The sequence below is a fragment of the Rahnella sp. PCH160 genome, from assembly GCF_047784855.1.
In the GTDB taxonomy this organism is placed as follows: Bacteria; Pseudomonadota; Gammaproteobacteria; order Enterobacterales; family Enterobacteriaceae; genus Rahnella.
The window spans coordinates 1405900-1426827 of the sequence record NZ_JBLOGT010000001.1; the positions used below are offsets into that span (position 1 = coordinate 1405900).

25 protein-coding genes and 2 pseudogenes are annotated in these 20928 nt (G+C 51.0%); 18 read left to right on the top strand and 9 right to left on the bottom strand.

What is annotated here, in order from left to right; genetic code table 11:
• The first annotated feature begins 263 nt into the window (after positions 1 to 263).
• Both ACM5QY_RS06460 and ACM5QY_RS06465 read left to right on the top strand, forming a co-directional pair.
• On the top strand, positions 264 to 545 hold the full coding sequence (locus ACM5QY_RS06460) for a helix-turn-helix transcriptional regulator (protein WP_416119779.1): 282 nt from the start codon (positions 264 to 266) through the stop codon (positions 543 to 545).
• Between the two features lie 139 nt (positions 546 to 684).
• Positions 685 to 1497, top strand: coding sequence for an antA/AntB antirepressor family protein (locus ACM5QY_RS06465; protein WP_416119780.1), 813 nt, complete (start codon positions 685 to 687; stop codon positions 1495 to 1497).
• Positions 1498 to 1690: 193 nt separating this feature from the next.
• Here the strand turns inward: ACM5QY_RS06465 and ACM5QY_RS06470 are convergent, their stop codons facing one another.
• Positions 1691 to 1885 carry a YlcI/YnfO family protein gene (locus tag ACM5QY_RS06470; RefSeq protein ID WP_416119781.1) on the bottom strand — a complete coding sequence of 65 codons (195 nt, stop codon included), beginning with the start codon at positions 1883 to 1885 and terminating at the stop codon, positions 1691 to 1693.
• Between the two features lie 133 nt (positions 1886 to 2018).
• On the opposite strand from ACM5QY_RS06470, the gene ACM5QY_RS06475 reads away from it, so the two are divergent.
• The 16 genes and pseudogenes from ACM5QY_RS06475 to ACM5QY_RS06550 all read left to right on the top strand — a co-directional run bounded on the left by ACM5QY_RS06475 (position 2019) and on the right by ACM5QY_RS06550 (position 14151).
• The gene (locus ACM5QY_RS06475) at positions 2019 to 2210 is read left to right on the top strand and encodes a host cell division inhibitor Icd-like protein (RefSeq protein WP_416119782.1); all 192 of its coding nucleotides are present in this window, start codon (positions 2019 to 2021) and stop codon (positions 2208 to 2210) included.
• Positions 2203 to 2436, top strand: a complete 234-nt coding sequence (locus ACM5QY_RS06480) for a hypothetical protein (protein ID WP_416119783.1) — start codon at positions 2203 to 2205, stop codon at positions 2434 to 2436. The genes ACM5QY_RS06475 and ACM5QY_RS06480 overlap by 8 nt, the downstream gene beginning before the upstream one ends.
• Positions 2426 to 2629, top strand: coding sequence for a hypothetical protein (locus ACM5QY_RS06485; RefSeq protein ID WP_416119784.1), 204 nt, complete (start codon positions 2426 to 2428; stop codon positions 2627 to 2629). The genes ACM5QY_RS06480 and ACM5QY_RS06485 overlap by 11 nt, the downstream gene beginning before the upstream one ends.
• Positions 2619 to 5285 carry a DUF927 domain-containing protein gene (locus tag ACM5QY_RS06490; protein ID WP_416119785.1) on the top strand — a complete coding sequence of 889 codons (2667 nt, stop codon included), beginning with the start codon at positions 2619 to 2621 and terminating at the stop codon, positions 5283 to 5285. The genes ACM5QY_RS06485 and ACM5QY_RS06490 overlap by 11 nt, the downstream gene beginning before the upstream one ends.
• 480 nt (positions 5286 to 5765) lie before the next feature.
• The gene (locus ACM5QY_RS06495) at positions 5766 to 6284 is read left to right on the top strand and encodes a hypothetical protein (protein ID WP_416119786.1); all 519 of its coding nucleotides are present in this window, start codon (positions 5766 to 5768) and stop codon (positions 6282 to 6284) included.
• Positions 6285 to 6329: 45 nt separating this feature from the next.
• Positions 6330 to 6614 (top strand): hypothetical protein, encoded by a 285-nt coding sequence (locus tag ACM5QY_RS06500; protein ID WP_416119788.1) that lies wholly within the window; start codon positions 6330 to 6332, stop codon positions 6612 to 6614.
• Between the two features lie 247 nt (positions 6615 to 6861).
• Positions 6862 to 8028, top strand: a complete 1167-nt coding sequence (locus ACM5QY_RS06505) for a phage major capsid protein (protein WP_416119789.1) — start codon at positions 6862 to 6864, stop codon at positions 8026 to 8028.
• A 51-nt stretch (positions 8029 to 8079) separates the two neighbouring features.
• Positions 8080 to 8640, top strand: a complete 561-nt coding sequence (locus ACM5QY_RS06510; RefSeq protein ID WP_416119791.1) for an HK97 family phage prohead protease — start codon at positions 8080 to 8082, stop codon at positions 8638 to 8640.
• Position 8641: 1 nt separating this feature from the next.
• A pseudogene (locus tag ACM5QY_RS06515) lies at positions 8642 to 9870 on the top strand (phage portal protein).
• On the top strand, positions 9867 to 10205 hold the full coding sequence (locus ACM5QY_RS06520) for a phage head closure protein (RefSeq protein WP_416119793.1): 339 nt from the start codon (positions 9867 to 9869) through the stop codon (positions 10203 to 10205). Before ACM5QY_RS06515 ends, ACM5QY_RS06520 begins: the two are co-directional and overlap by 4 nt.
• Positions 10205 to 10495, top strand: coding sequence for a head-tail connector protein (locus ACM5QY_RS06525; RefSeq protein WP_416119794.1), 291 nt, complete (start codon positions 10205 to 10207; stop codon positions 10493 to 10495). The genes ACM5QY_RS06520 and ACM5QY_RS06525 overlap by 1 nt, the downstream gene beginning before the upstream one ends.
• The gene (locus ACM5QY_RS06530) at positions 10495 to 10932 is read left to right on the top strand and encodes an HNH endonuclease (protein ID WP_416119795.1); all 438 of its coding nucleotides are present in this window, start codon (positions 10495 to 10497) and stop codon (positions 10930 to 10932) included. Before ACM5QY_RS06525 ends, ACM5QY_RS06530 begins: the two co-directional genes overlap by 1 nt.
• Before the next feature lie 262 nt (positions 10933 to 11194).
• The gene (locus ACM5QY_RS06535; protein ID WP_416122830.1) at positions 11195 to 11551 is read left to right on the top strand and encodes a phage terminase small subunit P27 family; all 357 of its coding nucleotides are present in this window, start codon (positions 11195 to 11197) and stop codon (positions 11549 to 11551) included.
• A complete protein-coding gene (locus ACM5QY_RS06540; RefSeq protein WP_416119796.1) occupies positions 11535 to 13196 on the top strand; it encodes a terminase large subunit in 1662 nt (553 codons plus the stop codon). The genes ACM5QY_RS06535 and ACM5QY_RS06540 overlap by 17 nt, the downstream gene beginning before the upstream one ends.
• An 11-nt stretch (positions 13197 to 13207) precedes the next feature.
• The gene (locus ACM5QY_RS06545) at positions 13208 to 13804 is read left to right on the top strand and encodes a tail assembly protein (RefSeq protein WP_416119798.1); all 597 of its coding nucleotides are present in this window, start codon (positions 13208 to 13210) and stop codon (positions 13802 to 13804) included.
• Positions 13801 to 14151, top strand: a complete 351-nt coding sequence (locus tag ACM5QY_RS06550) for a hypothetical protein (RefSeq protein ID WP_416119799.1) — start codon at positions 13801 to 13803, stop codon at positions 14149 to 14151. Before ACM5QY_RS06545 ends, ACM5QY_RS06550 begins: the two co-directional genes overlap by 4 nt.
• A gap of 163 nt (positions 14152 to 14314) precedes the next feature.
• Here the strand turns inward: ACM5QY_RS06550 and fis are convergent, their stop codons facing one another.
• The 8 genes and pseudogenes from fis to accC form a co-directional block, all read right to left on the bottom strand.
• Positions 14315 to 14611, bottom strand: coding sequence for a DNA-binding transcriptional regulator Fis (gene fis / locus ACM5QY_RS06555; protein WP_004097144.1), 297 nt, complete (start codon positions 14609 to 14611; stop codon positions 14315 to 14317).
• 21 nt (positions 14612 to 14632) lie between these two features.
• Positions 14633 to 15598 (bottom strand): tRNA dihydrouridine synthase DusB, encoded by a 966-nt coding sequence (dusB, locus tag ACM5QY_RS06560; protein WP_104924220.1) that lies wholly within the window; start codon positions 15596 to 15598, stop codon positions 14633 to 14635.
• Positions 15562 to 15867 carry a hypothetical protein gene (locus ACM5QY_RS06565; protein ID WP_416122967.1) on the bottom strand — a complete coding sequence of 102 codons (306 nt, stop codon included), beginning with the start codon at positions 15865 to 15867 and terminating at the stop codon, positions 15562 to 15564. Before ACM5QY_RS06565 ends, dusB begins: the two co-directional genes overlap by 37 nt.
• Before the next feature lie 131 nt (positions 15868 to 15998).
• Positions 15999 to 16735, bottom strand: a pseudogene (locus ACM5QY_RS06570) (carbonic anhydrase).
• Between the two features lie 148 nt (positions 16736 to 16883).
• Positions 16884 to 17768, bottom strand: coding sequence for a 50S ribosomal protein L11 methyltransferase (gene prmA, locus ACM5QY_RS06575; RefSeq protein ID WP_416119800.1), 885 nt, complete (start codon positions 17766 to 17768; stop codon positions 16884 to 16886).
• Positions 17769 to 17812: 44 nt separating this feature from the next.
• Positions 17813 to 19258 carry a sodium/pantothenate symporter gene (panF, locus tag ACM5QY_RS06580; protein WP_416122831.1) on the bottom strand — a complete coding sequence of 482 codons (1446 nt, stop codon included), beginning with the start codon at positions 19256 to 19258 and terminating at the stop codon, positions 17813 to 17815.
• Positions 19248 to 19496 carry a YhdT family protein gene (locus ACM5QY_RS06585; RefSeq protein ID WP_416119801.1) on the bottom strand — a complete coding sequence of 83 codons (249 nt, stop codon included), beginning with the start codon at positions 19494 to 19496 and terminating at the stop codon, positions 19248 to 19250. The genes panF and ACM5QY_RS06585 overlap by 11 nt, the downstream gene beginning before the upstream one ends.
• 76 nt (positions 19497 to 19572) lie before the next feature.
• Complete coding sequence (gene accC, locus ACM5QY_RS06590; protein WP_416119802.1) at positions 19573 to 20922, bottom strand: acetyl-CoA carboxylase biotin carboxylase subunit; 1350 nt, start codon at positions 20920 to 20922, stop codon at positions 19573 to 19575.
• Between the last annotated feature and the right edge of the window lie 6 nt (positions 20923 to 20928).

A 20928-nucleotide genomic window follows, 5' to 3' on the forward strand; every position in this document is an offset into this window, starting at 1 on the left:
TACAACTTTCAACAGTGTTGCCATTTTACCTATTCGCTAATGTTGAAAAATAATATTAAATCCAGTGATATAACAACAACTTAAATTATGATTTTTTAACCTAACCTCTTGATTGAATGACGTTACCATAATTTTAACTCTTTCACTGGAATTATTATCTTTCACTAAAATAGTATGTTCTTTCAAAAGATTCCAGACTCACTGGAATAACTGGATGCCTATCCATTACTCTTCTTCTACAGCACACGAACAGTGGAAGAAACATGACAAACCTTTATGCTTACCCAACCCCAGAAGAACGCCGCATCATGCTAGCTGATTATGGCGAACCCTATGACCGTCTTTGCCGTGAAAAAGAGCGTCAGCGCATAACTTCTATCTCCCGTTCTACCGCTTGGACGATGGAGAATGAAGGTCGTTTTCCAGCCCGTAAAACCCTTGGCCGCAACTCTTGCGCGTGGCTACTCAGCGATCTACTTTGCTGGGTTCGCAATCCACCAACTGTTGATAACGTAAACACACCATATGGCCGCAAATCGGCTTAACAGCATCTCTGCGCAATTAACCGCAAATTCGTCTGATCAGCGAAAAGAATTAAGTTGCGGTAACTTGCACGAAAAATATTGCAGTATCCCCAATGCTGTCGCGGCGGCTCTAATTAACTAAATTATTGGAGCATTGAAAATGGTATCGAAAAAAATTACTGCCTTAGCTGGCAGCGCCCAAACTCACCCTGAATCCAGCCAGAAAGATATTTCCAACAATGACTTTGCTGCGCGGATTCCAGTGACAATGAACACCATCGGCGATAAAGAAATCCAGTCAGTGCGTGGGCGAAATCTTCATGACTTTCTGGCTGTGGGCCGTGACTTCACAACATGGCTTAAAGCCCGAATTAAACAGTACGGTTTTGCCGAGGGTAAAGATTATGTAATTGTTGAAGATTTGACCGCCCCCAAACGGGGGAGCTCAAAATCTCGCCAGCGCATCGAACATGATTACATTATCAGCCTGAATATGGGCAAAGAGCTTTCAATGGTCGAACGTAACGATCAGGGCAAGTCAGCCCGCCAATACTTCATTGACTGTGAAGAGCGCCTGCGTCGGATTGCTCCAGAGGAACACCAGGCTGCTTTAGCAACATGGCGTAAAAATCGCGTAGCCGCTTGTGAAGACCACAAAAGCCTGACTGATGCGATGAAGGGCTACATCGAGCGTACTGGCGAAAATCAAAAAGGTTACGCCTACAGCAACGAATGCACGTTCCTGAATCGCTTGGTGTTGGGAATGCATCCGCCAGTGTGGGCAAAACTGAACGGCATCAAAGCCAAACAGGTGCGCGACCACATGAACTCTGAACAACTGGCGCTAGTGGCCTACCTGGAGAGCCGAGATTGTGCATTGCTGGATCTGGACACTGCCGCTGATGAACGCAAGGCGAAACTCACTGAACTGGCGCAACGCTGGCTGGCTCAACGTGTGGGAGGTGTTGCATGATTTTGCACAACTCAATCGGAGTTACGCAAACCAAACACGAACATTATTCGGCTTCGTTTAAACCGGAAAATTATTCCGGTTCGGCTGAACATAAATATTACTTAGGTTTGCAGGCCATCCCACATGGATGTACCTGCGAAAATCAGCATCTTGCAAAGTTGCAGGATAACCAACCCTCTTTGAGAGGGCCTGTTCAGCCTTTTGGTTCGATACCACGTTTTTTTAGTTCGGCACGGCCTAAATCTTTAAGCCAGTTACCTAGGCTTACCCCATCATTTTTTGCTTCTGTCTCGAACTGTTCTTTCAAGTCATGCGGGATACGAATCTGGAATGTAGGGGCTTTGCCTGTTCCCTTTGGTTGTTTATCGCGCTTAATGATTGTTGACATGTATGTACCTATTGGCGTAATGTTTTTATCAATAGGTACATACACTACCACGATGAAACCTATAAAAACAACGCCCCACAGTGCGTCAACACATGCGGGGCGTCTGACCAAACCGTTAATAGGAGTAACGATTATGGCTGGATCACAGCATACCCAAACTCACACGAAATTTCAGTACCGTTTCCGCTTCCTGGCTCTCTGCGCGACTGGCAGCGCCATTATCCACATCACCGCATCTGATGAACATGCAGCACGTGCAATGTCTCCCGCTGGTTTCGTGATGGTCTTCACTGCTCGCCTACCAGCGGAGGTTTGCCATGCGTAAGAACCTGACACGAATGGAGCTTATCGATGCAGCTGCAAGTTCTCAGTGTTATATCAAACAGCTGCGCGGCCTTATCGGCCTTCTTGATGATAAATACAGCGACCGCGATTCAGAGGATGCCTGGCAGATCGGAGCGCTGTTAACGCTGGCGCATCTCGCCAGTCAGGAACTTGAAACCGCAGTTTGGTCTGGCGCTCAGGAACCGGGGGCTAATCATGTCGCATGAAATAACAATCCAGCAGGCAGCAGACCGCGCTGATCAGGCGAATGTGACTTTGTTGATGTTGCGTCGTTCCATTGAAGATATGGATACCTCAGAGATTGAAACTGCCGTGAATCTGGCACAGGGGCTCATTGATTATGTTTCTGCATGGCTTATTGAAGAACAGTCACAGCGGGAGGCAGCTGATGCCAAATGATTTTGTCGGTGAAGTCAGGCAAAAGGCTAACGGTCATTGGGAAAGTATTTTCCAACGTCTTGATATCCCGACCAACCGAAGCGAAGGCGAATGCCCGAACTGTGGCGGCAATACCCGTTACCGTTTTGATGATCGGGAAGGGCGCGGAACCTATTACTGTTCACACTGTGGAGCGGGTTCCGGGCTGGATCTAGTGATGAAGGTCAACCAGTGCGGCGCGAGAGAAGCGGCTGAGCTGGTGGCCGGGGTAATGGCACTACCGTTGCCGGAACCCAAACCAGCCAGAGAGAAGCCTCAAACGGACGTAGCAGGAAAAGTTGCCGCGCTGGCCGCTAAGGCTTCTCCGGGGCAGTCTGCCTACCTTACATCAAAGGGGCTTCAAAGCCCCTTCCCGCTGCTGTCCGATGGCTCGCTGCTGCTGGTGCTGAAAAACGGCGCTGGCGCAACGACAGGCGCGCAAGTAATTAAGCCTGATGGCATTAAGCGGCTGGTGGCCGGAACGGTTAAGAAGGGCTCTTTTTACGTGGTTAGTTCCGGTGAAACGCCGGAAACGGTGATTATTGCAGAGGGAATTGCTACAGCGCTTTCGGTTCAGCAGATACGCCCGGATGCGACAATTATCGCCGCGATTGATGCCGGAAACCTGCTGCCTGTTGCGCAGGTCATACGCCAGCAACACTCGGAGGCACGGATCATCGTTGCCGCAGATAACGACATTAAGCCGGGCGAACCTAACACAGGGAAAATAGCAGCCGATAAAGCCGCTAAATCTGTGAACGGGTGGGTATCGCTGCCACCGACAGATCACAAGGCCGACTGGAACGATTATCACCAGAAATCCGGGCTTGAAGCGACCACAGCAGCATTTAACAATTCTATTCATCAACTTGAGGCTACTAAGGTGGCAGGAAAACTGACAGCGATAGAGGGTGGAAAACAAAAAGCTAAGCCACGGCAGGAGGAAGAACTCAAGCCACGTGTTGAAAGCCGAGAAGATGGCATTTTTTGGATTACACCGAAGGTAGATAAGGATACTGGTGAAATCATCAACACTGAGGCATGGCTTTGCTCACCTCTGGAGATTGCTGGGGACGGCAGTGACAGCGCCAGACAGCGATTTCTTATTCTCCGGTGGAAAATGCCTGGCAACATCGCAACAGTCACTCGTGCCATTCCTTGGGAGGATATCGGCGACCGAGAAGGATGGAGAATGATAAAAAATGGCGGGGTCAGTGTGACAACTAAGCCGTCACTAAGAGCGATTCTCGCCGACTGGCTTCAACGTAGCGTTAATGGACAGGAATGGTTAATCAGCCATGCGGCAGGGTGGCACAACGGCGCATACATTATGCCAGATGGTGATGTGATTGGTGACTCAGAAATCCCTCTGCTGTTCAGCGGTCGAAGTGCAGCAGCTGGCGGTTATAGCGTTAGCGGTACGCCTGAAAGCTGGAGAGGGTCAGTAGCACGTCTCTCTGGCGGTAATCCTTCGATGATGTTGGGAGTAGCAGCAGCGCTTACAGCACCATTGATCGGATTGGTCGGTGCTGACGGATTTGGTGTTCATCTCTTCGAGCAATCTAGCGCCGGAAAGACTACCACCGCTAATATTGCCAGCAGCCTCTATGGTGAACCGGATGCATTACGGCTGACGTGGTACGGTACCGCTCTAGGTATTGCCAATGAGGCAGAAGCACACAATGACGGGCTTTTGCCACTCGATGAGGTAGGGCAGGGCAGCAGCGCTAAAGACATTGCCACCTCGGCTTACACGCTTTTCAACGGTGCAGGGAAGCTGCAAGGTGCTAAAGAAGGGGGGAATCGTGATTTAAAGCGCTGGCGCACTGTGGCTATCAGCACCGGTGAGATGGATATAGAGACGTTTCTTTCTGCTGGGGGGCTGAAAGTGAAGGCCGGGCAACTGGTGCGACTGCTTAATGTGCCGATGGAAAAATCCGTAGCGCATCACGAATACCAGAACGGAAAGCAACACGCAGACGCATTGAAAGAGGCATATCAGGATAACCATGGCGCAGCCGGGCGAGAGTGGATTAAGTGGCTTGCAGGTCATCAGAATGAGGTTAAGCAAACTGTAAAAAATGTACAGGAGCGCTGGCGCGGCTTAATCCCCTCAGACTATGGTGAGCAAGTCCACCGAGTATCAGAACGCTTTGCCATTCTCGAGGCTGCATTATTGCTGGGAATGCATATTACTGGCTGGAGCGATCAAGAAAGCCGTGACGCTATTCAGCATAGCTTTAACGCCTGGATCAAAGAGTTCGGAACCGGAAACCGCGAGCACAAACAGATAGTAGAACAGGCCGAAGCTTTTCTTAATGCTTATGGCCTGAGTCGTTTTGCGCCTTTCCCATATAGTCCATCTGATCTACCAATCAGGGATTTGGCAGGTTATAGGCAGAAGGGAGAACACGACGAAAGCCCAATGATTTTCTACACATTCCCGGCAGCATTTGAGAAGGAAATTTCTCAAGGGTTCAACGCAAAACAGTTCGCCCGAGTGTTGGAAAATGCTGGCGTACTTAAACCCCCAGCCAGTGGAAGGGGCTATCAGCGGAAATCACCTCGTATTGATGGGCGGCAGATCAACGTTTATGTGCTCCAGTACCGGCAGGATGATTCAGAGGTAGAAGAATAAAAGTATCTGTGTGAAGTGTTTTTTTGTTGGTTCAGTTGGTTCAGGGTTTATGTTTTTAGATTAACTTGTTGTATTTAAATGAATAGTTGTTTTTAAATTGAACCAACACTGAACCAACAATTACTATATTTGAACCAACAATCGGTGGTTTTGAACCAACACTCTTTTTCTGGCTGGCTGTTGTGAATGAAGTTAACATTTAAAAGTAGAAAAGATTTGTTGGTTCAGTTTAGTAGTTTTGTTGGTTCAAAATGAAGGTTTGTTGGTTCACTTTCTGAAAAATAAGCCTTATAAAACAATCATCTTTACAAATTGAACCAACTGAACTGACTGAACCAACACATTTCTTTTTATATACGTCTTAAGCTCTGTTTTTTTTGCGCGTGTTGACTACCGATTACCACTAGATAGGATGATCGGGTTAAGGAAAGCCCTCTTTGGTTCATGAAGGATTATTATTCAAAAAGGACAACCAATTTTATGAAAAAAACAGTCAGTATAATTTTATTTGCAGTAGTAATTTCTGGTTGCGTTAACCGTCCCGTCCTGGAAGACCAGATAGACCGAGAATACGGGTGGGTAAAAATATATAGCACTAATGACATGCAAAACGCTCAAACGAAAGCTAATCAGCTGTGCGGCCAACGCGCTTTTTATCTCAAGCAGGTTTATGAATCGGATCTTAAAGCTCGTACCTCCCATTCGGCTTTAATTCCTTCGAACATTCCTTTCCAATGTGACGTATACGCAGCTGCGAAAGCGGGAAACCTCGAAGCGCAACAGCAGGCCGAAAAATTAACTGCCGAGGCATATAAGCGCCTCGACTCAGCAAAACAGCATCAATACGAAGTTCACAGCGAATATGCTAAGAAGCATGGTGGTGATTCATTCAGCACAGTAAACCCGGACGGTAGCATTGAAGCCCATAGTTTTGATGGCACCGGCAATGTTTGCCATGGTTCTTTAAGTAAATATGGTTCGGAAACATATTGCGACTGACCTAATCCACTTTTCTTATATAGATAAATTATGAGGTGTTAAATCATGAGCAGCCAAGCGCAGAAAGACATAGAAAACTCAAAACGTGTTATTGCGGAAATTACAGAACATAAAAGTGTGTTTGGTATACCTGACAAACTGTGGCTAATGCCGGATAACGACTACAGAGAAATAGTTAAAAATGAGGCTTATTTCTGGGTTGATCATCACGATTGTCTTCGCCATCAGTTTTCTGGTGAAATTTTGGCCGCAAGCACGGAACAGGTTGATATTCTCATTGAACAGTTGCACCAGCTTAAAGAAAAAATGACTTCTGCAAAGTTGGGATAATTAATATCTAACAGTTTTGTAAATGTTTTGTTCTGATGTTTATGAGTGTTTACCCCTCTATTGTTGAGGGGTTTTCTTTATATTTTTCATGTATATCTTGATAAGTGGCACTCAGACGTGAGCCGCCACTGGCCGTTTAATCAAGCTGTAGCGAGTACAGCCTGCGAGAGGCAGAAAAAGATTAAACGGCCAAATCCCTCCCGAGCTGGTTTCACGTCTCAACATCTTATTGTTACGGAAACCACACATGAAAAAATTACTCGAATTACGCCAGCAGAAAACGGCACTCAAAACCCAGATGCGCTCTATGCTGGAAAAAGCCGACAGTGAGAAACGCAGCCTGAACGATGAAGAAGGCAAGAAGTTCGACGAACTTCGAGCCCAGGCTGACACCCTCGAAATTGAAATCACCCGCCTTGAAGCTGTTGCCGACGATCAGCGCAATCTGCCCGGAACCTCTGTCGAAGGCAAAGGCGTGAGCAACGATGAACTGCGCACTTACATTATGACCGGTGACACCCGTTCACTCACCACACTGGTACCTGCTGATGGTGGCTATACCGTTATTCCCGAGCTGGACAAAGAGATTATGCGCCAGCTGCAAGATGATAGCGTCATGCGCTCTATTGCGACGGTGAAGACCACCAAAACCAACGAATATCAAAAGCTGGTATCTGTCGGTGGTACAACCGTTAAGCGCGGCACCGAAGGTGAAGACCGGACCGAGACGGCCACGCCAAAACTTGAGCGAGTGGATATCAAACTGAACCCAATCTACGCCTACCCAAAAACCACTCAGGAAATTCTCGACTTCTCCGAGGTAGATATTCTGGGCTGGCTTGCCTCTGAAGTTGCCGACACATTCACGCTCACCGAAGAGGATGATCTGGTGAACGGCGACGGTGTTAAAAAATCGAAAGGCTGGTTGTCTTACCCACGCGCGGCCACCAGCGACAAAACCCGCTCGTTCGGTACGCTTGAGAAAATGGAAACGGCTGCCGTGACCTCTGATGGCCTGATTGATCTGCTTTATAAGCTGAAAGCGAAATACCGCAAAAATGCCGTGTGGGTAATGAATTCCACGACTGCCGCCACCCTCCAGAAGCTGAAAAACGGTAACGGTGATTACATCTGGCGCGATCGCCTGGTGGCCGATTCTCCCGATACGTTGCTGGGCCGCCCGGTTCAGTATCTTGAAACTATGCCTGATGCCTCTGCTGGTAATCCATTCCTGGCTGTGGGCGACTTCAAACGCGGTTATTTCATCGTGGATCACACCACTGGCGTGCGCACCCGTCCTGACAACATCACCGAGCCGGGCTTTTACAAAGTTCACACTGATAAATACCTGGGCGGCGGCGTGGTGGACTCCAATGCGATCAAGGTACTGGAAATTTCAGAAGCAACTTCCTGAGTTTCCGCATAAGGGGCTGCGGCCCCTTTCTGGCTTGCACGGAGTCCAATAATGAAAACAATCGATTTTGAAATCCGCACCTCTGAACTGACCGCCAGTAATAAAAAACTTGTGGGATATGCCGTGCGCTGGAATAGCCTCTCAGAAATTATCTGGGATGAGTTCCGTGAGCAGTTCGCGCCTGGCGCTTTTAGCGAAAGCCTGGCCTCCGGTAGCGATGTCCGGGCGTTGTTCGAGCATAACTACACCCAGCTGCTGGGCCGCACCAAATCGGGCACGCTGGTGCTGTCAGAGGATGATACTGGCCTGCGTTTTGAACTTACCCCACCCAATACACAGCTTGGTAACGACGTGCTGGCGCTGGTGGAGCGTGGAGATATTTCCGGCATGAGCTTTGGTTTCCGTGCGCTTAAAGAGGCATGGGATATCGCTCAGTCCCCTTATCTGCGCACTGTCACCGCGGCGGAGCTGCGAGAAGTCACAGTCACATCCATGCCAGCCTACCCAGAATCTGACGTAGAGATCGCCCACCGGTCGCTCTTTGCTCAACATCCAGAATTGCGCCGCGCTGGCGATAACCGCCGCCTCTGGGCCGACTTAGCGGGGCTCTGATATGTGGAACATCTGGCCTTTTGCCCGTAAATCAGAACAACGCAGCATGACCATAGATGAGTTTATGGCGATGGCAGGGATCCCGAATACCGGATCAGGCGAGTATGTGTCTCCGGGTACGGCGGAATCCCTGCCGGCGGTGATGAACGCAGTCTCAGTTATCAGCGAAGCGGTGGCCACCATGCCGTGCTTTCTCTATCAGGTGCGCCACCTGAACGGGCAGGAAGAACGGGAATGGCTGAGCAATCATCCGATAGATTTTCTGCTGAACGAGCAGCCAAATGATGTACAGACGGCGTATCAGTTCAAACGCACCATGATGCGTCACTGCCTGCTGAGCGGTAACGCCTATGCAGTAATTACGTGGGGGCTGACGGTCAGCCACAGTCTTTATATCCGTATGCGCCGGGATCAGTTGTGCCCGAGCGTATTGGCGAACGCAGATACCGCTACACCATCACCGAACCCTATACCGGTAATGTGCGGGTTTACCTTCAGGAAGAAATTCTACACCTGCGCTATGCCACCGATGATGGCTTTCTGGGGCGTTCGCCGATCTCCGTATGCCGTGAGGCACTCGGGCTTGGGTTGGCTCAGCAGCGCCACGGCGCCAGCATCATGAAAGACGGCATGATGGCCTCGGGTATCGTGAAAGCGAAAGAGTGGCTCGACAGCACTAAGGGTAAGCAGGCTTTGGACGCATTGGAGCGTTACAAAGGTGCCAGAAATGCCGGTAAAACGCCGATCCTCGAAGGTGGCATGGAATACGAACAACTGGGCATGAGCAATCAGGATGCTGAGTGGTTGGCTTCCCGGCGATTCACCATCGAAGACATAGCCCGTATGTTCAACGTGTCGCCTATCTTCCTGCAGGAATACAGCAACAGCACATACAGTAATTTCAGTGAGGCCAGCCGCGCTTTTGCCACCATGACAATGCGCCCGTGGTTGACCAACTTTGAGCAACAAATCAAATCCGCACTGGTGATGTCTCCATCCGTTCCCGGCATCCGCTATCAGGTGGAGTTTGATACCGCTGACCTGCTGCGCGGCACGCCGAAAGAACGCTATGAGAATTACCAGACCGGCATTAAAAACGGCTTCCTCAGCCCGAATAATGCCCGCCTGCTGGAAGGTATGCCGCCGCGTGAAGGTGGTGATGAATTCAGCCAGGCGTGGAAACAGGAAGTCCTGGTGAGCAAGGGCAGCAAGAAGGAGGGCGACGCGTGAGAGCCGGAGGATTGAGAGACAGAGTTACCATCCGAAAATTCACTACATCGCGCGCACCATCCGGCCAGCTGATTGAGAAGTGGGAAGACGGAGCGACCATCTGGGCCGAGGTAAAGGGTATCAGCGGGCGCGAACTGGTTTCATCCGGTGCCGTCATTGCTGAAGCAACGATTCGCGTCTGGGTGCGCTTTCGTCGGGATATCACCGCGGCTTCACGCCTGAAAATCCTGAGCGGTGCCTACGCTGGCAGCACGCTAAACATCATCGGGCCGCCAATACCTGATACCGGCATGACCCGGCTTGAGATTCTCTGTAAACAGGGGACGGAAAAATAATGGCTGAAATTACCCTTACTGAAGCAAAGCTGCATTGCCGGGCTGATGGCGGTGAAGAGGACGTGCTGATTCAGGCGTATATCGATGCGGCGCTGGAAGTCTGCCAGAAGCATATCGGTAAGCGATTCGATGATGGCCTGACGTTCACGCCAGCTATCAAGATTGGATGCCTGATGTACATCTCTCTGCTGTACGAATACCGCACGATGATTAGCGACGTGGAAGCCAAAGAGATACCGCTGGCAATCTCTGCGCTGTGGTCTGTTTACCGTAATGTGGGAGTGTACTAATGCCGTGGCAACCACTTAGCCGGTGCACTGAACCGGGATGCAATAAGCGCGTTAAGGGCGGCAAGTGCGACGAGCACAAGCGAGTAGCTTCGAGGCAGCAGAACGCCAAACGCGGAAGCCGTCGTGAACGTGGCTATACGTCGGAGTGGGATAAATACCGTCTGACCTTTCTCAAGGCTAATCCGCTGTGTGCTCACTGTCTGCCTGCTGGGCTCTACACGCCAGCCACCATAGTGGATCACATTATCCCGATTGATGGTGGAGATGATGTCTTGTTCTGGCCTGCCAGTAACCACCAGCCGTTATGCCAGTCCTGCCACTCTCGTAAGACCACGACCACCGACCCAATGACCAAGGTCAGACGAAAGGCAGGTGAATACCGTGAGCAGGAAGACGCTGCCCGACATCGCCATGACTGGATGTACGACCATGACTGAGCAAGAGACCAGGCAACTGATAGCAGGACTGACGCGCTGTCGTGAACAGTTCAGCAGGCGACGCAGCAGCAAGCCGCCCAAGCGTATGGACGACAGAGAGCGTGATCTCCGCGAGGCCTTTCGCAACCGATAGCAATTCTCATCTGACGGGGTGGGGGGAGTTTCAAAGACGAGCCTCCCGCCCGGCGGCACCACCCGCCTCCTCAAATTTTTACGCACGGCGATTTTTTTGAAAATAAAACGACAGGTAAAACAACAAATTATGAGCAGAGCACCTAAACCGCCGACTTATCTTGATGAGATAGCCGCTCAGCAGTGGAAAGCCAAAGCGAAACAGCTTGCCGAACGTGGCGATCTGACGGCCGCTGACTGGAACAATCTTGAACTGTACTGCGTCAATTACTCAATGTACCGAAAAGCAGTGGAAGACCTTGCCAAGCGCGGGTTCAGCATTGTGAATAGTCAGGGTGGGGAAAGCCGAAACCCATCACTCAGCGCGAAATCTGATGCCGAAAAAATCATGATCAAAATGTCGTCTCTGCTGGGCTTTGATCCAGTAAGTCGCCGCAGAACTCCAGTCGAAACTGATGAGGAGGACGAAATTGACCGTATGGAATGATTACGCTGAGTCAGTTCGAAACGGTGATCTACTTGCCTGTAAGCGTGTTAAACAGGCTGTAGAGCGCTATTTTGCCGACCTCAACAATCCGGTTTATTTGTTCGATATGGCAACCGTGGAGCGATTTGTCGCCTTCTCACGGCTATGCCCGCACGTCAAAGGCCCATTGCGCGGTAAGCCGATTGAGCTGGAACCATGGCAGCAGTTCGCCTTTGCTAACTTGCTGGGCTTCAAGGTTCGGGAAACTGGCCGCCGGAAATACAGCAGCGCCTTTATCGAGGTGCCGCGCAAGAACGCTAAATCCACTGTGGCCGCGATGCTGGCTAACTGGTTCCTGGTGATGGAACAGGGCCAGCAGGATATTTACACGGCGGCGGTGAGTCGGGATCAGGCCCGTATTGTGTTCGATGATGCCCGTCAGATGTGCCTGCTGTCGAAGCCACTGAAAAAGCGCGTCAATATCCAGGCTCATAAGGTCATTTTCCCGAAGAGCAATAGCCTTTTAAAGCCGCTAGCAGCTAAGGCGGCGACCATTGAAGGGACAAACCCAAGCCTGGCTATCGTGGATGAGTACCACCTTCACCCTGATAACGGCGTTTATTCTGCGCTTGAGCTGGGGATGGGCGCACGTCCGGAAGCGATTTTATTCGCTATCACCACCGCAGGCAGTAACGTTGTGTCCGCCTGTAAGCAGCATTATGACTATTGCTGTCAGATTTTGGCTGGAGAAGAAACCAACGATTCGCTGTTTGTCCTGATCTACGAACTAGACGACGAAAACGAAGTTGACACGCCGGAAATGTGGATCAAGGCCAATCCCAATCTGGATGTATCCGTTGATGCGGCAAAACTGGAAGCAACCATTCAAAAAGCCCGCGGAATTCCCTCTCAGTGGGTAGAGATGCTGACGAAGCGTTTCAATATCTGGTGTCAGGGTTCCACGCCGTGGATGGGTACCGGCGCTTGGGATGCTTGCAAGACGGATTACAGTGAGGAGGATTTGGCCGGGATGGAGTGTTACGCCGGGTTTGACTTGTCCTCTACCAGCGACATTACCAGCGTGAGTTATGCCTTCCCGTTCGACCGCGAAATCCGCCTTCTCACCCGGCATTACCTGCCAGAAGCACAGCTACAGAACGTCGCCAACAAAAACCGCGCCATTTATCGTCAGTGGGTAAAGGCTGGCTGGATACGCACAACGCCAGGTGACTGTATCGACTATGACCGGATCCGCGATGACATTCTGCGAGATGCTGAGAGCTTTAATATTAAGCTGGTGGGCTTCGATACGTGGAACGCCACACACCTGCGCACTCAGTTGCAAGGGGCTGGCCTCGATGTTGAACCGTTCCCGCAAACCTATCTTAAATTCAGCCCGGTAGCTAAATCCTTTGAGGTTTTCGTTAACCGCAAAGTTGTGCGCCATAACGGCGATCCGGTGCTGGCCTGGGCTATCGGTAACGTGGTGATGGAGTCAGACGCCAACGCCAATATCAAACCCAACAAAAAGAAATCCTCCAACAAAATTGACCCGGCGATCGCAGGCCTGATGGCGTTCGGTACCTGGCAGGCTGAGCACGAGGATTTTGCATTCGACATGTCTGACAAATACAAACAACGCCTTTCTGAATTTACAGGCATATAAGCGAGGAAATTATGAGTCAAGCAACTGAAACGATGACAACGATTAGACTGTATGGGCAATTAGGCGAGTTGTTCGGAAAAGAACATCGGCGCTCGATCCGCACCGTTCACGAAGCCGCCCGAGCACTGAGTGCCACCGTAAAAGGGTTTGAGCAATTTATGGCGACCAGTAAGCGACGTGGCCTAACCTATGCTGTTTTTCGCGGAAAGGTGAATATCGGTCAAGATGATTTAGGTTACCCGGTGACATCTGAGGTTATAAAAATTGTCCCTGTCATTATCGGCAGTAAAAAAGCCGGTTTGCTACAAACCATTCTGGGCGCTGTTCTTGTCGCCGTTGGCTTCTTTGCTTTCGGTACAACATCAGCTGTTGGGGTTGGCTTGATGGCAAGTGGTCTTTCAATGTCAGTGGGTGGGGTAGTCCAAATGCTTTCCCCCCAAGCTACTGGGCTTGCCAGTAAGCAGGACTCAGCTAATCAAGCCTCATATGCCTTTGGTGGCGTGACGAATACTGCCTCACAAGGCTATCCCGTTCCCTTGGGGTATGGCCGTCGCCGAGTTGGTGGGGCTATTATATCCGCTGGCATCTATGTTGAGGATCAGCTATGAATTCAGCACAACGCATTTGGCCTGAAGGCGAACAGTTCACCAAGCCAGTCACAATCCAGACTAACACTGGCCCACTTGACGTAGAAATCACCTACATTGTGCCGCCTTTCGAGGTGGTAGTAGAAACCTGGCAGAATAAAGACCCGGAGAAAGCCTATCCGTTGTTCCGTCAGTTCTTGGTTGATTGGGATCAGCAACAAAAACTGACTGACAATGTGCTCATGATGTACCTGCAAGCCTATGAAGGGGCGTCAGAAGCCATTTTTGATACTCGGGCAACGCATATGAAAGATACGCTGACGCATAACTCTGAACACTTCCCGGCTGCATCTAACAGCATCAACTGAAAATTGTTTTCTGACAAACGAGGTCGCTTAGGCGGCCTTTTTTGTTTTCGTGTTGTGCCATCTGTTCAGAAACTTATGTATAAACATCCGTATAAATACCAATAAAAAAGGCGCCAACCAATTAAGGAAAAGCGCCTTTTTTCAATAGGTTGACTGATTAGTATCAGTTCATGCCGTATTTTTTCAGTTTCTTACGCAGCGTACCGCGGTTGATACCCATCATCAGGGCCGCACGAGTCTGGTTGCCACGGGTGTACTGCATCACCATGTCCAACAGAGGCTGTTCAACTTCAGCCAAAACCAACTCATACAGGTCATTCACGTCCTGACCATTCAATTGAGCGAAATAGCCCTTAAGTGCTTGTTTTACCGAGTCACGCAGAGGTTTTTGAGTCACCTGATCTTGTGAGTTTACGGTAGAAACGGTCAGTACGTCAGAATTCACGCGTTGTTCGAACATAGTTCTGTCAGCTCTTTTTTGTTACGCAAGATTTTCGAAATATGCTTCCAACGCCTCCAGCTGTTCGCTGGCATCCTCTATGGCGTTGAAGGAGCGCCGAAACTGGTCATTCGGGGCATGCTCCTGGAGATACCAGGAAACGTGCTTACGGGCGATACGGAATCCCTTGCCTTGACCGTAAAAGTCGTGCAATTCCCGTACGTGCCCTATTAACAAGCGCTGAACCTCACCCATAGGCGGTGGAGGTAACAGCTCCCCTGTGTCCAGATAATGCTGGATTTCCCGGAAGATCCAGGGTCTCCCCTGAGCGGCACGTCCTATCATCAAAGCGTCAGCTCCGGTGTAGTCGAGTACCGCCCTGGCTTTATGCGGGTCAGTTATGTCGCCATTCGCGATAATCGGAATGGAAACACTCTGCTTAACTGTCCGAATACTGTCGTACTCTGCTTCTCCATTGAAGAGGCAGGCACGGGTTCGGCCATGAATAGTCAGGGCCTGAATTCCACAGTCTTCAGCCAATTGGGCAATTTGTACACAGTTACGGTGTTCCGGTGCCCATCCAGTACGGATTTTCAACGTGACCGGCACATCTACCGCATTCACAACGGTAGTGAGGATTTGTTTGACCAAATCCGGATACTGCAGTAATGCAGATCCTGCCAGTTTGCGGTTCACTTTCTTGGCCGGGCAGCCCATATTGATATCAATGATTTGCGCACCGCTTTCCACGTTAATTCGTGCAGCCGCCGCCATATCTTCGGGGTCACAACCGGCAATTTGCACGGCGCGGATCCCCGGTTCATCGTTATGTACCATGCGCAAACGTGACTTATCCGTACGCCACACCTCCGGATTGGAGGAGAGCATTTCAGATACTGCCATCCCAGCCCCCATCGCATGACATAAGGCACGAAATGGTCGGTCAGTGATACCGGCCATAGGGGCCGCAATCAGGCAATTTGTAAGCTGTATGTGTCCGATGCGCATGAACTAGGAATGACCATACTGATGTCCGCAAGGGCGCGTATATTACGCATTTTCGCCACGATATGAAAGGCCAAACTTTGAGCAATTTGATAAGAAAAAGCCTTGCCAACGGGAAAACTCAGTGTGTTTTTGCCTTTTATCTTGGTTTTACATTGAGTTATGTGATGGCGGTCAAATTGTGCGCTTGGGCAAATTCCTAATATCTCTCTGAAACATCCTGATATAACAGTTGATTCTAAGGGTTGATTTGCCGTTTTAAGCAGCAACAACCACAAAATTCCGTGATGCAGATCGCCTTTTGGTTAAAAAGTGACTTATTTTACGTTGGGATAACATCTTGTTTTCGGAAAGGATTCAGGGCGACAAAAGCCGGTTCTGTGGCCCTGATGTGCTGAGGTTTTTATTCCGCGACGATTACGCGGCCGTGAAGGCTTTGTACGGGGCGGTTATTCGCATGATGCAGGACATGCTGGAATTTCTCTAACTGCTGCTCAGACAGCGTCTGAGGCTGTTTAATGACCAGCCAGCGAACGCCTTCTGAACATGGCGGCGTGGTCAGCGATCCGCTAAAACGGTAATGGGTCAGGTCTTTTGGCAGTAAACCGGAAAGCACAACTTTGCCGTTAAGCGGTTGCGTTTCACCCATTTTTTCAGGCATCTGCTGCCAGATTTTTTCAAGTTCAGGGTTTGCGGCACCGGTCTCAAACATCACGGCTACCACGGCAATCTCACCGTCAGCATTCATATGCACAAAATGCGCTTCCATCGGGAAAGATTTACCGTTGATGGTGTTTTCGCTTGGCGCATGGAAATGGAATTGCTGAAGAACAAATTTCTCACCATCCAGCGTAATAAAATCCCCCTGCTGAACATTCACCTGCACGCTGTGACCGTTATTGATTACGCTCACCGGGGTAATCCGTAACTGACTTGCAGAGGACGCGGGTGAACTTGTAATGCATCTTTAATATTGATCGGAGACTGCATTTTTCCCTGTTCACAAAGATGAAAATCCGGGCTGAGTTTTGACCAGTTTTGCGGGGCTTCGTCGCCATTGTAAGACCAGTGCGGGGTTTCGCTGGCGGCGGCTGTGAATGTCAAAGCGGCCAGCACAACTGACAGTAATGCGCGTTTCATGAAATATCCCTTTCATAACATTGAGTAAAAAAACCGTGCTGATATTAAGGGTTTTCGCGGGAAGGGAACAGAGTGACAGGAGGGCGGGGAAGATTTTCGGATAAAACTAACCCTTTCTGCACAAACAGAAAGGGTCGTACGCAACAAATCAGGCTTTCTTAACGCCCGTAATACGGCACCATTCTTCTTTCTCGGTTACCGCATCCAGTTCGAACTTATCACGATAAGCATCGACTACGCTTTGCGCCTGGCTGGCCAGAATGCCCGACAACCCCAGATGACCGCCGGCAACCGGCAGCACGCTGATAAGGGGGGCCAGCTCGCGCAGAGGGCCTGCCAAAATGTTCGCGACGACGACATCGGCAGACAGGTTCTCCGGCTGGTCTTTTGGCAGATACAGCGAGAGACGCTCTGAGACGCCGTTACGTTCGGCGTTGTCACGGCTGGCCTGAATTGCCTGCGGATCGATGTCGATCCCGACAACGTGTTTAGCGCCCAACTTCAGGGCCGCGATCGCCAGAATGCCGGAACCACAACCGAAGTCGATCACGGTTTTGTCGGTCAGATCCAGACTGTCGAGCCATTGCAGACACATGGCGGTCGTCGGGTGCGTGCCGGTACCAAACGCCAGCCCCGGATCCAGCATTACGTTAACCGCAGTCGGATCCGGCACATCGCGCCAGCTCGGGCAAATCCACAGACGCTGACCAAACTGCATCGGGTGAAAGTTATCCATCCACTCGCGTTCCCAGTCTTTGTCTTCGAGCTGTTCGATTTTATGTACGAAACCTTTGCCCAGCAGCGGTTCGTTTTCCAGCATGGCGACCACTTCTTCCATGTCGGTTTCGGCGTCGTACAGGCCGATGGCATCGGTATCGCCCCAGAGCAGGGTTTCGCCCGGCAGCGGCTCAAACACCGGATTGTCGTGCGTATCCTGGAAGGTGACGGACACGGCGCCACTGTCGATAAGCGCGTCGCTCAGCGTTTCCGCGTTATCGCCGGTGGTATTAATTTTCAGTTGGATCCAAGGCATAGCCATTCTCTTCTTAACAATCTGTAAAAATCAGTGCCGCCCGGTCAGGACGGCTTCAGTGCGGTTTCGCCCGCCGGTGAGCCAAATTTATTGCCGATATAAAACGCCAGCAGACTCAGCGAAAGTGAGGGCACAATCGGATGCAGACCGGCGATGTGCAGGTCGATACTGGCGAGCAGGGTATAACAAACCGCGCCAACAATCATTGAGCTCAGCGCACCTGTCGCGTTCGCGCGCTCCCAATATAAACCGAGCACCAGCGGCCACAGGAACACTGCTTCCAGCCCGCCGAAGGCCAGCAGGTTCAGCCAGATAATCATTTCCGGCGGACGCCATGCGGCCAGCAGAACCAGTAAACCCAGCACAAACGTGGCCCAGCTCGAGAAGCGTTTTAACTTACGCTCGTTCGCCAGCTGGTCCGGTTTGATGCCGAGGTATAAGTCTTTAACGATAGTCGCAGATGACTGTAAAAGCTGTGCGTTGATCGTCGACATAATGGCGGCCATCGGCGCGGCGAGGAAGATCCCGGCAGCGTAAGGTGGCAATACGGTGATCATCAGCGTGGGGATCACCTGATCCGGGATTTTCAGATCCGGCAGAACGGCGCGTCCGAGAGCGCCCGCCAGATGCATACCGAGCATTAATACCGCGACCACAATCGTGCCAAGCACAATCCCTCGATGCACCGCTTTGCTGTCTTTATAGGAGATACAACGAACGGCAGTATGCGGCAGCCCGATGACGCCAAAACACACTAAAATCCAGAAAGATGCCATGAATGGCAGCGAAAGGACGTCATCTCCACCATGGACTGAAACCAGTTTCGGGTCGATTTGTTGCAGTTTGTCGATAGCGGTATGCAGGCCACCGGCGGCGTGGATTACGGCAAACAGCAGCAAAATGGTGCCCAGCAACATCACCAGGCCTTGCATGGCATCGTTGAGTACGCTGGCGCGGAAGCCGCCAAATGCGGTGTACAGCGCGATACTGATGCCGAAAATCAGCAGGCCGGTGTCGTAAGGGATCCCGGCTGCGGTTTCCAGCAGACGTGCACCGCCGATGAACTGCACGGTCATCGCACCCAGAAACGCCACCAGCAGACTCAGGCTTGCCAGCCAGACCAGCAAACGGCTCTGGTAGCGCGCAAACAGCATGTCGTTGAGTGTGACAGCATTGTAACGGCGCGCCAGAATCGCGAATTTCTTACCGAGAACGCCCAGCGACAGCCAGACGGCGGGCAACTGGATCATCGCCAGCAAAACCCAGCCGAGGCCAAATTTGTACGCCGCACCGGGGCCGCCGATAAAGGAACTGGCGCTGATGTAGGTGGCGGTCAGGGTCATGGCCAGGACGAAGCCGCCCATGGAGCGGTTACCGAGGAAATATTCGGTCAGGAAATTGCCCTGCTGGCGGCGGGTATAGGCGTACACCGACAGGCCGAAAACCAGCAGCAAATAGGCGATCAGCGGTAATAAAACTTCAATTTGCATCATGATCCTCCAGCGGAATATCGCGGTAAATCACGCGAACCATCAGCCAGCTCAAAAGAATAAAGACCAGAGGCACCAGCAGACAGGCCATTTCGAACCAGTGCGGCAACCCGGTAATACCCTGTTTATCATCTGGAATATAGGCCGCAACACACCACGCCAGCAGATAGGCGATCGTCAGCCCAAATGCCCAGCGGGCTTCGCGGTTAGCTTGCAGAAAACGCTTATCAGTGATCATTTTCCTGTCCCCCAAAACGTAAAAAAGGCCGGAATATCCGGCCTTGATAAGAGAGTACACAACGGTACGGTCTTTTTTATTTTTCCTGCAAACCGAGTTTTTTCTCCAGATAGTGGATATTGGTTCCACCGTGCTGGAAGTTCTCATCGTCCATAATACGCATTTGCAGTTCAATGTTGGTTTTGATGCCGTCGATGATCAGCTCAGCCAGCGCATTTTTCATGCGGGCAATGGCCACTTCACGGGTTTCGCCGTAAGTGATCAGTTTACCAATCATGGAATCGTAGTACGGAGGCACTGTGTAGCCCGCGTAAATGTGTGATTCCCAACGAACACCGAAGCCGCCAGGTGCGTGGAAGCGTGTGATTTTGCCCGGGCTTGGCAGGAAGCTGTTTGGGTCTTCCGCGTTAATACGGCATTCCACCGCATGGCCTTTGACATGCACGTCGCTTTGTTTGATTGAAAGCGGTTGGCCGGACGCAATGCGCAACTGCTCTTTAATCAAATCCACACCCGTGATCATCTCGGTAACCGGATGCTCAACCTGGATACGGGTGTTCATTTCGATGAAGAAGAACTCACCGTTTTCATACAGGAACTCGAAAGTACCCGCACCGCGGTAGCCGATATCCACACAGGCTTTGGAACAACGTTCGCCGATGAAGCGACGCAGTTCTTCCGTAATGCCTGGTGCTGGCGCTTCTTCCACCACTTTCTGGTGACGACGCTGCATGGAGCAGTCACGTTCAGCCAGATAAACGGCATTGCCCTGACCATCTGCCAGTACCTGAATTTCCACGTGACGTGGGTTTTCCAGGTATTTTTCCATGTAAACCATGTCGTTGTTGAAAGCCGCTTTGGCTTCCGCACGGGTCATGTTGATGGACTGTTCCAGATCTTTGTCGCCGCGCACAACGCGCATACCACGACCACCGCCGCCGCCAGAGGCTTTGATGATGACCGGATAGCCGATGCGTTTGGCGAAGCCACGGTTTAAATCCATGTCGTCGCCCAGCGGGCCGTCAGAGCCGGGTACACAAGGTACGCCAGCAGCTTTCATGGCGTGGATCGCAGAAACTTTGTCCCCCATCAGGCGGATAGTTTCAGCTCTCGGGCCGATGAAGATAAAACCAGAACGTTCAACCTGCTCAGCAAAATCCGCATTCTCGGACAGGAAACCGTAGCCCGGGTGGATAGCCGCCGCGCCAGTAATTTCCGCCGCCGCGATGATGGCAGGGATGTTCAGATAGCTTTTTACTGAAGGTGCAGGGCCGATACAGACGGTTTCGTCTGCCAGCAGCACGTGTTTCAGGTCACGGTCAGCAGTGGAGTGCACAGCAACGGTTTTGATGCCCATTTCTTTACAGGCACGCAAAATACGCAGGGCAATCTCGCCGCGGTTCGCGATAACAATTTTATCTACCATGGAACG